Annotated in this window: 14 protein-coding genes; 11 read left to right on the forward strand and 3 right to left on the reverse strand. The window is 59.6% G+C overall.

The features are described 5' to 3' along the window. Positions 1-37 precede the first annotated feature (37 nt). From AB1781_04990 to AB1781_05000, 3 genes are all read right to left on the reverse strand, one after another. A complete protein-coding gene (locus AB1781_04990; protein ID MEW5703925.1) occupies positions 38-598 on the reverse strand; it encodes a polysaccharide biosynthesis/export family protein in 561 nt (186 codons plus the stop codon). A 38-nt stretch (positions 599-636) separates the two neighbouring features. Then, positions 637-1,911, reverse strand: coding sequence for an outer membrane beta-barrel protein (locus tag AB1781_04995; GenBank protein MEW5703926.1), 1,275 nt, complete (start codon positions 1,909-1,911; stop codon positions 637-639). A gap of 93 nt (positions 1,912-2,004) precedes the next feature. Beyond that, a complete protein-coding gene (locus AB1781_05000) occupies positions 2,005-2,643 on the reverse strand; it encodes a hypothetical protein (GenBank protein MEW5703927.1) in 639 nt (212 codons plus the stop codon). A 241-nt stretch (positions 2,644-2,884) separates the two neighbouring features. On the opposite strand from AB1781_05000, the gene AB1781_05005 reads away from it, so the two are divergent. From AB1781_05005 to AB1781_05055, 11 genes are all read left to right on the forward strand, one after another. After that, on the forward strand, positions 2,885-3,064 hold the full coding sequence (locus AB1781_05005) for a hypothetical protein (protein ID MEW5703928.1): 180 nt from the start codon (positions 2,885-2,887) through the stop codon (positions 3,062-3,064). A 176-nt stretch (positions 3,065-3,240) separates the two neighbouring features. Continuing rightward, the gene (locus AB1781_05010; GenBank protein MEW5703929.1) at positions 3,241-4,668 is read left to right on the forward strand and encodes an undecaprenyl-phosphate glucose phosphotransferase; all 1,428 of its coding nucleotides are present in this window, start codon (positions 3,241-3,243) and stop codon (positions 4,666-4,668) included. 62 nt (positions 4,669-4,730) lie between these two features. Next, positions 4,731-6,059: a hypothetical protein gene (locus AB1781_05015; GenBank protein ID MEW5703930.1), complete on the forward strand. Its 1,329-nt coding sequence runs from the start codon at positions 4,731-4,733 to the stop codon at positions 6,057-6,059. Beyond that, on the forward strand, positions 6,056-6,748 hold the full coding sequence (locus tag AB1781_05020; protein MEW5703931.1) for a class I SAM-dependent methyltransferase: 693 nt from the start codon (positions 6,056-6,058) through the stop codon (positions 6,746-6,748). The genes AB1781_05015 and AB1781_05020 overlap by 4 nt, the downstream gene beginning before the upstream one ends. 76 nt (positions 6,749-6,824) lie before the next feature. Continuing rightward, positions 6,825-7,292, forward strand: coding sequence for a hypothetical protein (locus tag AB1781_05025; protein ID MEW5703932.1), 468 nt, complete (start codon positions 6,825-6,827; stop codon positions 7,290-7,292). Continuing rightward, positions 7,277-8,707, forward strand: coding sequence for a class I SAM-dependent methyltransferase (locus tag AB1781_05030; GenBank protein MEW5703933.1), 1,431 nt, complete (start codon positions 7,277-7,279; stop codon positions 8,705-8,707). The genes AB1781_05025 and AB1781_05030 overlap by 16 nt, the downstream gene beginning before the upstream one ends. Next, the gene (locus tag AB1781_05035) at positions 8,694-9,413 is read left to right on the forward strand and encodes a hypothetical protein (GenBank protein ID MEW5703934.1); all 720 of its coding nucleotides are present in this window, start codon (positions 8,694-8,696) and stop codon (positions 9,411-9,413) included. Before AB1781_05030 ends, AB1781_05035 begins: the two co-directional genes overlap by 14 nt. Further along, positions 9,389-10,504: a hypothetical protein gene (locus AB1781_05040; protein ID MEW5703935.1), complete on the forward strand. Its 1,116-nt coding sequence runs from the start codon at positions 9,389-9,391 to the stop codon at positions 10,502-10,504. The genes AB1781_05035 and AB1781_05040 overlap by 25 nt, the downstream gene beginning before the upstream one ends. Positions 10,505-10,565: 61 nt before the next feature. Further along, positions 10,566-11,504 (forward strand): SDR family oxidoreductase, encoded by a 939-nt coding sequence (locus AB1781_05045; protein MEW5703936.1) that lies wholly within the window; start codon positions 10,566-10,568, stop codon positions 11,502-11,504. Continuing rightward, a complete protein-coding gene (locus AB1781_05050) occupies positions 11,497-12,303 on the forward strand; it encodes a sugar phosphate nucleotidyltransferase (GenBank protein ID MEW5703937.1) in 807 nt (268 codons plus the stop codon). The genes AB1781_05045 and AB1781_05050 overlap by 8 nt, the downstream gene beginning before the upstream one ends. Continuing rightward, on the forward strand, positions 12,300-13,199 hold the full coding sequence (locus tag AB1781_05055) for an NAD-dependent epimerase/dehydratase family protein (GenBank protein MEW5703938.1): 900 nt from the start codon (positions 12,300-12,302) through the stop codon (positions 13,197-13,199). The genes AB1781_05050 and AB1781_05055 overlap by 4 nt, the downstream gene beginning before the upstream one ends. Positions 13,200-13,221 lie beyond the last annotated feature (22 nt).

Raw genomic sequence — 13,221 nt, forward strand, 5'->3', positions numbered from 1 at the left:
CCCCCAGAGTCCGGACCACGTCAAGGCCGGCGCGGCGTTAGAAAAAACGTTCCGGCACTTCGATGATATCGCCGGGCAGAACGGGCGTGTCGTGATCGGCCACGGTTCCCGACCCTTCCGGCGTATCGGCCCGGCGAAGCAGGGTATGGTTCTGCCGCGCGCGGTAAGTATATCCCCCCGCCATGACAACAGCTTTCACCACCGTCATCCCCTCGACATAGGGATAACTGCCTGGCTTCTGGACTTCTCCAAAAATATAGAACGGTCGGTAGTTCAGAACTTCGATGCTGACCCGCGGATTAACGAGGTAATCCGGGCTTAGTTCCTGCTCGATGGCGGATATCAATTCGGGCGCCGATCGTCCTGCCGCCCGGATTCCCCCGATCAACGGCAGGGATACGACCCCGCTGCCGTCGACGACGAATTCCCCCGAAAGATCCTCTTCGCCGAAAACGATGATGCGGAGCTGATCGCCCGGACCCAAAAGATACTGGATCCCATCGGCCGCCGCCGCCCCCCGACCCATCACGGCAATGGCGAGCGCGGCCAACAACGCGGCTACGCCAAAAACGGTCTTCAGAATGTTAGCGGCGGTCATCCGCACGGAAGGGATGCTCCGTGATTTCGGTTGATCACCTACCGGTGAAGGACGAGGCGGACCATCACCACGTTCTTGGTATAGTCCTGCCCGACGATGTTCGAATTGCGATTCGTCAACTCGTAGCTCAGCCGCGCCGTCGCGAGCCGGTTCATCTGGTAGTCAAGGTTCATGCTGAAATTTACCAGGTCGTCGTCGCGCGAAATGCCCTCGTAATCCTGGTTGGTGTAGCTGAACCCAAGCCCACCTATGATGTTCCGCCGCAGCTCATGATTGACCGCAATCCCGGCCGTTGTCATGAAATAGCCGGATGCCGCGGCCTGGGTGGTTTCCTCGATCGTGCGCCGGACGGTTGCCGTAAAGGTCGTCAAGTTGCCGGCGTTCCAGTTCATCTCGCCGCCGAACGTCACGCCGTTGATCTTCTGCAGGGCCAGGTCGTCGAAGTCCTGTTCGCGGTAACCGACATAGACGTCGCCGAACAGTTTGCCGCCGAAATCCACTGCCGTACCGCCGACGATCTCGTACCCGTCCGAATCGCGATTGAACCCGTTGTCGTCGAGGGCGTTGTCGTAATCACGGTTGAAATAAGCGAAGCGCGTGAAGGCTTCGTACTCGGGAACGATCTCGTAACCGAGACGTACGCTCGATTCCAACTCGTCGCGATCGCGGTCGTCGTTGTTGATCGACGCCCCGGCCGAGGTCAGCACGTCGTCAAAATTGATCCGTTTCCAGATTTCTTCGGCCTTGAAGGACAGCCGGTTGAACTTCTGGAACCAACCGCCACGGGCGCGGTTGGTATCGTATTCCGTTGGTTCGATGCCGTTCACGTTGTCGGGTGAGCCGCGCGCTTCATGCAACTTGCGGTAATCATAGCCCGCCGAGAAATAACCCCGCGGGCTGTAGTCGAACCTTCCGTCGGCACCGGCGAAATAGTCCTCGTAGTTCTCGTCCGTATTATCGGCGTAGAACCCGAAATCACCGGATGCCCGCAGGTTGAGCGCGTGACGGCTCCACTGGGACGCGATCGTCGCCTCGGGCTGCACCTTGGTGATGAAATCGTCCACCTCGTTGCTGTCGGTGGCGAAAATATTGTCGTCGTACTCTTCGACGACGCCCAAGTTCGGAAACATGCGGAACCCGCCCAGCGGCATGCCCGTCGGGTCCAGTTCAGGCCGCGGCCGTTCGACCACCGTCAGGCCGCGAACGGTTTCGCGGGAGTATTGCTGCGCCGAAGCGGGCGATACGCCGTAGGCCAGCAGCGCCAGCATGGCGCTGCTGATCGAGACGAAACCGGGTTTGAAAAATTTGCGCATGTTTCTGTTTTTTCCATTAACCATAATATGGTCGCGCTTGCGGCGTCGTGCGTCCTTATTTCCGGCCGCGCCGGCGCCCGCCCGCTTTGCTGCTTACTGCGACTGGCTAATGGTATTTTCGTTGGCTGCCAGGGTCGTGATGTCCTTCGAGGAAGTTTCTTTGTCGATTGGCGGATTGGCCCCCTGGTTGCCGGCGGCCGGGCTGGTCTGGGCCAGCACTTGCGCCGCGCGCGCCTCGATCGCTACGCGCGCCTGCGGCGCCGCCTTCGTCACCGCCGCCGCGATGGTCGTCACCTGATCCGGCGCTTTTGCCGCCAGCGCGTCGAACACCGCCGTCGCCGCATCGGGCGCCCCCGCCGTCACGCTGGTCGCGATGATCGAAACCAGATTGGGCGCGACGTCGAATGCAAACGCGGCCACATCCGCCGCGAGCGCCGGATTTTGCGCCACAAGCGCTTCCAGCTTCGCGCCGATTTCGTCGGCCGGGCCGTTCATAATTTCTTCGACCGCCGCCTGGGTGGCCGGATCGAGTTCGGCATGTGCAGGTGTAAAGGAAAGCCCCATGACCGTCGCGGCGATCGCGATAGAACGCATAAAGAACTTCATGTCATCTCCCCCATCCGATCGGCCGCGCTGGTCCGCGCCAAAGGCTCCTACTTCCAGTTGCCGCCAATATGGCTTGTGCCGCCAATACGGCTTGAAAAAGTTACCAGAAACCGTCGTGGTGAACAACGGCGGAAGTTATTTCGACGCCATTCCATGGGGTTAAGCGTCATTCCTAAGGGTTGGACGCGCCTTCCATAAGGTTAGGGGGGCTGGACTAATGGCTTGATTTTAAAGGATTTCCGTTGCGGACTTGTCATACCGGACGGTAAAAAAACGCCGCCCCAGATTCGTCCGTTGACGACGGCCTTAAATCTTTTTTTACGGCTCCGGGGCAGGATGGTGGCGCGTCCCGACGAAGGATTCGGCCATGGCACTGATCGAGGTTTCCGATTCCGCCCCCCTTGCTGCCGGCGATCTTTTCGCAGATCGCCGTCATGCCTACGGCCAAGCCGGCAAGTGGTCGATCCGTCGGGTTTTTCTCGTTGTGATCGGATTCAACGCCCTGTTCTGGATCGCCTCGGTCCTCGCCGTCCAGGCCCTCCTCTAGCCCGCCCGGCGGCCCTTGCGTTCCCGGTGCACGCCCCGTTCGTCTCGCTCCCTAAATCTTCCTCGGCATCGCCCGCCGCGCCTTTCCTGAACGGATGGTCTATATCTTCTATTCCCTTGGCCGCCGCCTTGGCGGCGGCCCGTGACCGGCGGGATCTTCGTCCCGAATAGGTAGTCATGGCCGATATCAAGACCCTGCGACCGATTTCCGAACCGCTCGTCGTCGGCGCCGTCCGCGCATTTGACGCGACTGCGGTCATGCTCGTCGGCGCCGCCGGCTACGGCCTTTATCTCGAAGGCGAAAGCTATGCGGTTCCGGAATACTACGCAGGCTTCATGGTCGCGCTGCTTCTGCTGCAGCAGAATTTCTTCGGTTTGTTCCGCGTCTACGCAACCCTTTTCGATCCGTCGCGTTTTGCCCTGCTGCGTCGCATCTTTCTTGCCTGGACCACGGCGCTCGTCACCATCGTTGCCGCCGCCTTCCTGGCGAAAGTGTCCGAAGAGTTTTCGCGCGCCTGGGTCGGCATTGTGTACGGCGGGGGCCTGTTTGCCATGCTGCTCGTCCGCACAGGGCTGGCGGTGGTCATTCGGCGCTGGCATCGCGACGGTCGGCTCCGTACCGTCCTTGCGCTCGTGGGCGGGGGAGAGAATGCCCGGCGTTTCATCAAACGGTTGAAGCAGCGAAACGACGACGCCTACACGGCCATCGGCGTGTTTGACGACCGGGCGGCGCGCACGCCCGCGGACATCGACGGTTGCCCGTATTTGGGCACGGTCGACGATCTCATCGTTTATTGTCGCACCCATCGCGTGGATCAGGTCGTTCTGACCCTTCCTTGGTCCGCCGAAAACCGCATACTCGAAACGCTCGAGCGCGTGATGGCCTTGCCGGTTCGCGTGCGCCTGGGACCCGATCTTGTCGGCTTCCATTTTGGCCGCGCCAACGTCACCCATTTGGGCGACGTGCCGGTCCTGCACCTCGCGGAGCCCGCGCTTTCGGACTGGAGCCACTTCGTCAAGTCGGTCGAAGACAAGATTCTTGCCGCCGCCGTCGTGTTTTTCATTGCGCCGCTGATGATCTGTATCGCCCTTGCCATCAAACTGGACAGCCCCGGCCCCGTGTTCTTTCGTCAGCGGCGCTACGGGTTCAACAACCGCATCTTTATCGCTTACAAATTCCGCACCATGCATGTGCATATGAGCGACGAGAGCGCGCGGGCGCTGACGGCACCCGGTGACGTGCGGGTAACGCGCGTCGGCGCGTTTCTCCGCCGCACCAGCCTTGATGAGGTGCCCCAGTTCCTGAACGTGCTGAAGGGCGACATGTCCGTCGTCGGGCCGCGGCCCCACGCACTTGGGGCAAAGGCGGGGGCAAAGCTTTATCACGACGTCTTCGCTAAATACGCCCATCGTCACCGGGTGAAGCCGGGCATCACCGGATGGGCGCAGATCAACGGCTGGCGCGGCGCCACCGATACCGTCGAGCAGCTCGAGAAACGCGTCGAAGCCGATCTCTATTACATCGAGAACTGGTCGATTTGGCTGGATTTGCGCATCATTCTGGCAACGCCGATTGCGATTCTCCGGGGTGAAAACGCATACTGAGCGGCGCGCGCGGCGACGTCCGCCAAGGGCCTCGCCGATCAACGGCGCGGAGAGCACGAGAAGTGAAAGCGATCTGGATTGACAGAAAACCGGAGGCGGGCACGGTTTACACGTTCCTGAACCGGTCGTGGTCGATCGTTTCGACGCTCGTTTTCATCGCCCTCGTGATCTACGCCCTCAGCCCAGAACTTCAGGGATATTATTATACGTTTTTAAGCCTGCTCGTCCTGCTGCAGCTTGCCGACATGGGCTTCGGCAGCGTCCTGACGCAGTTTTGCAGCCACGAATGGGCGCATCTCCGCTTCGATGAAAACGGTGCCGTTGTTGGATCGCCGGAAGCCAAGGCGCGCCTTGCTTCGCTCGTCGATATCGGTTTCCGCTGGTACGGCGTTGCCGTTATGGTTTTCTTCGTCGCGTTGGGCTTGGGCGGCGACCTGTTCTTCGCGACCCAGGCGGGGTCGGAAAATATCGACTGGCGGTTGCCGTGGTGGCTGCTGGCGGGTTTCGCCGCATTCTGTCTTCTGCTTGTTCCCGTCACCAGCCTGTTGGACGCAAGCCACCAGGTGGCGCTCAGCCAGCGCAATCAGCTTGCCGCCAACGTGGTCGCTTCGTTCGCCGGTTGGGCGACGCTCGGGTTGGGCGGCGGTCTCTATGCCGTGCCGGTGGTGTTCGCCGGCCGCGCCGTCCTCGGTCATGCCCTCAACACCCTGGCCGCCCGGCCCTTGCTCCGCCTTCGCCACGGCCGCGACCGGGCGTCCGCCATCGATTGGCGGCGCGAATTCTGGCCCCAGCAATGGCGCATCTTCGCAAGCTGGACAGCGGGCTTCCTCGTGTTCCAGAGTTTCACGCCCATCGCCTTCAAGCTTTCGGGGCCGGTGGCGGCAGGCCAGATCGGCATCATGGTCCAGGCTTTTCACGCAGTGAACCAGCTGGCCTCGGCGCGGCTTACCGTCGACCAGCCCAAAATGGGCGCGCTGGCCGCCAAAGGAGATCTCGGCGGTCTTCGGGCGCTGGTGCGGCTGGCCATCGGGCGCAATATTCTCGTCTCGGCGATCCTCGCGGCGGCGGCCGTGGCGCTGGTCTATGGCATCCAAGCCTTCGCGCCTGCCATCGGGTGGCGCTTCGGCAGCCTTCCCGCTTTTACTTTGTTCGTCTTGGCGGCCGTGCTCTATCAAGTTTCGAATGTCGAGACCGCCGCCGTGCGCTTTCAGAAGAAGGAGCCTTTCGTGACCGCCGTCTTCGTTTCCGCAATTCTGGTCGTCCTTGGCAATCTTCTCGTCGCCGCCTACGGTGACGCCGCGTGGATGGCGGTGGTTTTTACAGCCGTGTCGCTGTTCGTGCTGGTGCCCTGGGTGCACGCCATCTATCGCCGTCACATGGTGCCCGGATGAAACGGCCGCTCGACAGCTGTCTCTTCGAATCACCCCGGAACGGCGCCGTGCTCGATGTCGGGTGTTTCGGCTTCGCGCGGGTGGCCCAGGCCGCGGGCCTCGGCCGTGGCGATCTCCGCCATGCCGGCGTCGATTTCACGGACCCCGGAAACGTGCCGGTCGGGGTCGATTTCCGCCGTGCAGATCTCAACCACGAACGCCTCCCGTTCGACGACGACAGTTTCGACCTCGTGGTTGCATCCCATGTCCTCGAACATGTGCGCGATCCGATAGGCCTCGTCATCGACTGCCTCCGGGTCTGCCGCCCAGGCGGAAGGGTCTATATCGAGGCGCCGTCCGAGCGCGCGCTCTTTCTCCCTTCCATGCCGTTCAAGTTCGAGGCTTTCCATTCCCTTTCGTTCTTCGACGATCCGACCCATCTCTCGCGCCCATGGACGCCCCAGGCGCTTTTCCGTCTGGCGCGCCTCCTCGGCTGCGAGCCCGAGGTCACGAAACACCAGATTTCCTGGCTGATCCGGATTCTCTCGCCGGCGCTTATCCCGTTAACGCTGATTTTGCGCGACGCGCGGCGATTCGAATACTGGTCGTGGCTGACCGTGGGCTGGAGCTGCTACGCTGTCATCCGCAAGCCGGCATCCTTGCAAGGCGCCCCGGCCCTGCGTTACAGCATCCCTCCGCGCGGGCGCTAAGTTATGCGGTCAACGCGCGCCGGCGGTGTTGCGACATGACGACCGGTAAGACCATGAGGAAGGCCCGACAGAACCCATGGCTCAGAAAATCCTGGCGACCGGCGGCGCCGATATAGCCGGCGCCGCCCTGGTCCCGAAGCTCCTCGAAGAAGGCGCGCGCCTTCGCGGCCTCGCCCCGTCCGCGTTTGCGGTGCCGGTCATCGGTTCGTTTAACTTGCTGAAAAACCGGTTTGCTTGGAATCGGATTTTGTCCGGGGCGGGTATTGCGACGGTCTGTTTTCATTTATTGAAAAAAGGATCGCATAAAATATTCCATAAAAATATTTTATTGCGCCTTCTGATTTTTCTTCTGTTCTTTGATGTCAATAATGCGGCTTACGCTTATTTAGATCCCGGAACAGGCAGCATAATTCTTCAACTCCTTTTTGGAGGTGTTGCCGGCGCCCTTGTGATTGCCAAATTGTATTGGCATCGCATCAAAAGCTTTTTTGGCCGGAAGGGAAACTCCAAGGGGTCTGAGGGGGGAAGGTGGGGCAGGCGATGACTCGGGTCCGCCTTGAACCCGGTTCCTTCCGGGATCCGAGCGGCCGGATTTATTATGTCGACGATCGGGTCTTTCGGACGATCAAAACCTATGCCGCTGAGGATTTCGAGTTTGTTCGCGGCACGGGCCTGCTCGACCGTCTTGCGGATGCGGGCCAAGTTATCCGGGCAACGCCTGTGTCTTCGGATGTCTTGAAGGACTACGGCAAGGACGCCGAGTACGTTGTCGAGCATCCGCGTTTGCCATTTATCTCCTATCCATACGAATGGCCATTTCCCGCCCTTAAGGCCGCAGCGCTACTCCAGTTGGACATTCAAATTGAGGCGCTTGCGTCTGGAATTACGCTGTCCGACGCGAGCGCTTACAATATTCAGTTTCTGGGAACGCAACCGCTTTTCATCGATATCCTGTCCTTCCGCAGGTACCGCGAGGGTGAAGTCTGGGGTGGTCATCGTCAGTTCTGCGAGCAATTCCTCAACCCGCTATTGCTCCGCGCGAAGCTCGGTGTTCCCCATAATGCCTGGTATCGGGGCTCGGTTGAGGGAATTGGGACGACCGAGCTACGGAGACTCCTCCGCTGGACGTCCAAATTATCGCCCAATGTCCTGGTCCACGTGGTCCTGCAATCCGCCTTGCAGAGATCGTCGCTTTCGAACAGGGAAAGCAAAGGAACGCTTGCAACAGCCAAGCTGCCGCTAGCCTCCTACCGGCGGATGCTCTCGAAGCTGAGGTTATGGATTGAGACCCTTGAGCCCGCCGATACCGGAAAGACGGTTTGGCAGGATTACACGCGCACCCACAGTTACAGCGATGACGAGGTCGTTGAGAAAAAGTCATTCATCGGAAAATTTGTGGCGGCAACGAAACCTGCGATTCTCTGGGATATGGGCTGCAACACCGGCGACTATGCCGATACAGCCTTAAGAAATGGTGCCGGTTACTGTGTGGGGTTTGATTGCGATCAGGGGGCTTTGGAACTCGCCTTCTCCCGCTCCGCAACTCAAAATCTGAGGTTTCTGCCTTTGCTCCTTGATGGTGCCAACCCCTCGCCCAGCCAGGGCTGGAGCGAACGCGAACGCCTGGGTCTGGCTGGCCGTGCCGGGGCGGACGGAATTGTCGCCCTGGCATTTGTTCACCACATCGCGATTGGCCGCAACGTCCCGCTCGACGAGGTCGTTTCCTGGCTTACAAAGCTGGCGCCCCAAGGGGTAATCGAATTCGTACCCAAGCAGGATCCCATGGTTCAGGAATTGCTTGCATTCAGAGAGGACATCTTCCCGGATTATACCGAAGAGAATTTCCTGGGCGCGCTAGCCAAGCGTTCCGAGATTGTCGAAATGAAGACCGTGACCCGGAGCAATCGGAAGTTAATCTGGTACCGCAATCGCATGACGGCAAAAGATGATGCCAGATAATCTTGGCGATATTTCTGCGAAGACGGCCCGAAGGGCGTTCCTCCTCGACGCCCTGTCTTTCTTTCTTCTTTTGCTGTTCCCCTATCTTAATTTTATCGCCCGCAATGATTTTGTCTTCGAGAGCAGCAATCTGATCGTTGGCGTGGGCTTTGCTTTTTTGGCGGGGGGACTCGCACTTTTTTTGAAACTAGCGCCATTTCCCGGTCTTCGGCTTCTGATGCTGACGGGACTCATTCTGGTTTTCGCGGATTTCCAGTTTATTGGCGGCTTTCTCGTCGTTGCCGTTACCGGATCAGCCTTTCTCATTATGCTGTGTCTGCCCAGTGCCCACCGGAGCCTGGTGGTGACTGCCGTATTCGGCACGATGGTGGTCGCGACGCTTGTATCACTGCCGTTTGCCGACGCAGGTCCGGTCACAACATCCGCCTCGACATCTTCTCCAGCGGAAAATGCGGCAAAATCGGATTTGCCTGTCTACGTTCATATAATTCTGGATGGGCAGTTGGGTGTTGAGGGCTTTCAAGACGACGCGCCTGCACAGAAGGCCATCAAAACGGAAATCCAGGAGCTCTTCTCGGGGAATGGTTTTCGGGTATTCAGCCGGGCCTACAGTTTATATGACCGTACCCAACAGTCGCTTTCCTCTGCCTTCAACTCCGAAAAAATGGAAAGCTCGAAGGCTTGTTTTCAGAGAACGAATATCTGACATCCTATCGACTGAACCGGAACCTCTATTTCGACAAGCTCGGCGCCAGGGGCTATCGAATTAATGTTTATCAATCCATGTTCTTGGATTTTTGCGGTTCGTCAAAAAGAAATACCGGTACCTGCGTATCCTATGATCAGGGCAAGATTTCAAGCGTGAATCTGAAAGGCTTCAGTGATTCGGAAAAGCTGGAATTCGTACTATCCGTTTATTCCGACTTATTGTTTCTGAAAAAAAAACTGAAGGCATTGTATAAACCGGTTCGAAAGCATCTCGGCAGAATCGGTTTCGATCTTCCCGCGTGGGGAGTCCACCACCTCTATCGTATCTGGCCGTTGACTGTTCTGCCCGCATTCGAACGCCTGATCGCCGATGTAGCATCGGCGCCGCGGGGGGACATGTTTTTCGCCCATTTCCTCCTGCCGCACGAACCCTTTGCGGTCGATTCATCCTGTGGCATCCGCCGACCGGTCCTGCAATGGCCGACGAGAGTTAGCAGCCAATGGGATGGGGATCCGGTTTTGTTCAATACGCCAGGTTCGCGCCTAGCTGGATATGAGGCCTATATCCCGCAAGTCCGGTGCGCTTTGTCCAAGATAGAGAAGCTCCTGAATGTTATGAAAGAGCGGAAAGCTCTTAAGGATGCCATCGTTATCGTTCACGGTGATCACGGCTCGCGGCTAATGCTTGTCGACCCAACAAGTGAAAACAAGAACCGGTTGTCCAAACAGGATTATTTTGATGCCTTTTCGACCCTTTACGCAATCAAATCGCCGGGGATAGATTCCGGGATCGACCGGCGGATGATGTCACTGGATGACCTGCTGGGTGGCGCGCTAGAAGGGACCGGTCCGGAAAGCGCTTTCGCTGCGAATTCGCCTCATTTTATCTATCTGAGGATGGAGAACTTCGATCCCTACGGTCATTGGCTTTGTCGGGTCATCCCTATCTCGTGGATGCGGCGAAGCGATGATTTCCTTCCCGAGACTCTGAGGCGATGGAAGGAGGGTGCATGCCGAGGTCGATCGGCTTCCATATATGCGAAGGTCGAGAAAGTTGATATGCCCGAAATTCCAGGCGGCAATAGATAAAGGGCTAAAGGCGGGTCAAGGGGCCTAAGGTGGCGCCTAACAAAGTAGTTTAGGGTAACGCATGAAATCAAAAATCCTGGTGACCGGCGGCGCCGGCTATATCGGCGCCGTCCTGGTCCCGAAGCTCCTCGAAGAAGGCCACAACGTCGCGGTTCTCGACAGCTTTGCGCGCGGCGAGGCCCATCTCGCCGCCTGCTGCCAGTATGACGGGTTCGAGCCGGTGCGCGGCGACGCCCGCGACGAAAGGGTCGTCAAGGGTCTTGCCGCCAAGGCCGACATCGTCATCCCGCTGGCGGCGCTGGTCGGCGCGCCGCTCTGCGCGCGCGATCCGATCGGCGCCGAAACCATCAACCGCGACGCCGTGCTCATGCTGTTGAAACACATTGGCCGGGACCAGCGCCTCGTGTTTCCGAACAGCAACAGCGGTTACGGCATCGGCCAGGGCGACAATTTCTGCACCGAGGATAGCCCGTTGAATCCGATCTCGCTCTATGGCCAGACCAAGGTCGAGGCGGAAAAGGCAATCCTCGATTCAGGAAAGGGGATTTCGCTGCGCCTCGCCACGGTGTTCGGCCTATCGCCGCGCATGCGCCTCGACCTTCTCGTCAACGACTTTACTTATCGCGCAGTCAACGACCGCTTCGTCGTCGTTTTCGAGGGCCATTTCAAGCGCAACTATATCCACGTGCGCGACGTCGTTGCGGCTTTCGTCCATGCGATCGGAAATTTCGAGGCCATGCGGGGCATGGCTTTCAACGTCGGCTTGTCCGACGCCAATTTCTCGAAACTGGAACTCTGCGCCCTGATCCAGCGCTACGTGCCCGACTTCGTTTTTCTCGAAGCCCCCATCGGCGAAGACCCGGACAAGCGCAACTACATCGTCTCCAACGCGCGCATCGAAGGGACCGGATTCAAGCCCGCCTGGTCGCTCGACCGCGGGGTACGCGAACTCCTCCGCGGCTACCGCATGCTTAACAACGCGCGCTTCTCGAATGTCTGACCGGACGGGGCTTTCGTCGGGAATGCCGCCGGCGATCGTTCTGGTGGGCGGGCGCGGCGCGCGGCTTGGGCCCGCAACGGCTGATATGCCGAAACCCATGCTCTGCGTGGCGGGGAAGCCGTTCTTGCACTGGGTCACGGCTTGGCTTTTGGGGCAGGGCGTCACGGAAATCGTTTTCGCCACCGGCCATTCCGGGGAAAAGGTCGCGGACTGGGTGGCGACCCTCGACCTGCCTGGCGGCGTGTCGGTTCTCTGCCGGCAGGAGGAAGCGCCGCTCGGCACTGGCGGCGCACTGCTGTTTGCGCTGCAGGCGGTCCACCCTGACTATCGCCGCGTTCTCGTCCTGAACGGGGATTCTTTGCTGCTCTGCGATCTTTCCGCGCTCGTCGCGCGCTATGACGAGGGTGGGGCCGATGCGGTGCTGGCGGCGCTTGCGGTGGACGACGCCCTGCGTTACGGCGCGCTCGATATCGATCTTTCGGGGCGCATCACCGCCTTCGGCGAGAAACGGCCGGGGGGCGGCTGGATCAACGGCGGGGTTTACCTTTTTTCGCGCGCTCTCCTCGGGCGGTTTCCGGCGAATGCCGCCATGAGCATCGAATACGATCTTATCCCGCAGGCGCTTGGCGCGGGCTCTGCCTTCTTTGCCTTCAAGGTGACGGCGCCCTTCATCGATATCGGCACGCCGGAAACCCTGGCCGCCGCCAGCGCCTTTATCGAACGGCACGGCGGTCTGATCCACAGCAACGCCGGCGGCATGTCGGCACCGAAGCCGGAAAGGAAACGGCAAACGCCATGAAGGCGCTGGTGACAGGGGGGACCGGTTTTCTGGGGCGGCATCTCGTCCCCGATCTCGCGCGCCGCGGGTTCGACACCACCGTCGTCCATTCGAAAAACTGCGACCTGACGCGTCAGGAAAACCTCGCCCATATTCCCGACATCGCTTTCGACCGCATCTACCATCTGGCGGCCTGGACAAAGGCTGGCGATTTTGCCCTCCGTCACGCGGGCGAACAGTGGATCATCAACCAGCAAATCAACACCAACGCGCTTTGGTACTGGCGCGAACGCCAGCCCAGGGCGCTTTTCATCACCATGGGGACGAGCTGCGCCTACCCGCCCGAATTGCCGCTTTCCGAAGAAAACTACATGACGGGCGAGCCGGACCGGGATCTCTATACCTACGCCATGACCAAACGCATGCTTCTTCAGGGGCTTCGCGCCTTCGACAAGCAGTTCGGCATGCGGTACCGGTATTTCATTCCCTCGACCCTGTTCGGGCCCGATTTCGACCACGCGGATTCGCACTTCATCTTCGATCTCATCAAGAAGATCGTCGCGGGCAAACGGAAGGGCGATCCGGTGGTGCTCTGGGGCGACGGGTCGCAGGTGCGCGAACTCATCTTCATCGATGACGCGATCCGCCTCATCCATATGGGGACGGACGCCATCGGCAACGACATCCTCAACCTTGGCAGCGGACAGGCGCTCACCATCCGCGAATACGCCGAGATGATCTGCGCCATCGTCGGCTACGACCCCGCCAAGGTTCAGTACGACACCACGCGCTATACGGGGGTCGGCAAAAAAGTGTTTGACACCGCAAAGATTCGGGGCACGCTCGACTTTCAATTTACGCCGATCCGTGACGGTATCGCCAAGACTGTCGATTACTACTTGCGCTCGAGCGCCTAGCCGTCCTTTACCGGAAACCCGC

The organism is Pseudomonadota bacterium, assembly GCA_040752895.1.
GTDB lineage: Bacteria > Pseudomonadota > Alphaproteobacteria.

Coding starts and splice junctions, on each gene's coding strand:
- AB1781_05025 (MEW5703932.1), top strand. CDS start 6,825: ATGGCTCAGAAAATCCTGGCGACCGGCGGCGCCGATATAGCCGGCGCC.
- AB1781_05055 (MEW5703938.1), top strand. CDS start 12,300: ATGAAGGCGCTGGTGACAGGGGGGACCGGTTTTCTGGGGCGGCATCTC.
- AB1781_05005 (MEW5703928.1), top strand. CDS start 2,885: ATGGCACTGATCGAGGTTTCCGATTCCGCCCCCCTTGCTGCCGGCGAT.
- AB1781_05010 (MEW5703929.1), top strand. CDS start 3,241: ATGGCCGATATCAAGACCCTGCGACCGATTTCCGAACCGCTCGTCGTC.
- AB1781_05020 (MEW5703931.1), top strand. CDS start 6,056: ATGAAACGGCCGCTCGACAGCTGTCTCTTCGAATCACCCCGGAACGGC.
- AB1781_05050 (MEW5703937.1), top strand. CDS start 11,497: ATGTCTGACCGGACGGGGCTTTCGTCGGGAATGCCGCCGGCGATCGTT.
- AB1781_05045 (MEW5703936.1), top strand. CDS start 10,566: ATGAAATCAAAAATCCTGGTGACCGGCGGCGCCGGCTATATCGGCGCC.
- AB1781_05035 (MEW5703934.1), top strand. CDS start 8,694: ATGATGCCAGATAATCTTGGCGATATTTCTGCGAAGACGGCCCGAAGG.
- AB1781_04995 (MEW5703926.1), bottom strand. CDS start 1,911: ATGCGCAAATTTTTCAAACCCGGTTTCGTCTCGATCAGCAGCGCCATG.
- AB1781_04990 (MEW5703925.1), bottom strand. CDS start 598: ATGACCGCCGCTAACATTCTGAAGACCGTTTTTGGCGTAGCCGCGTTG.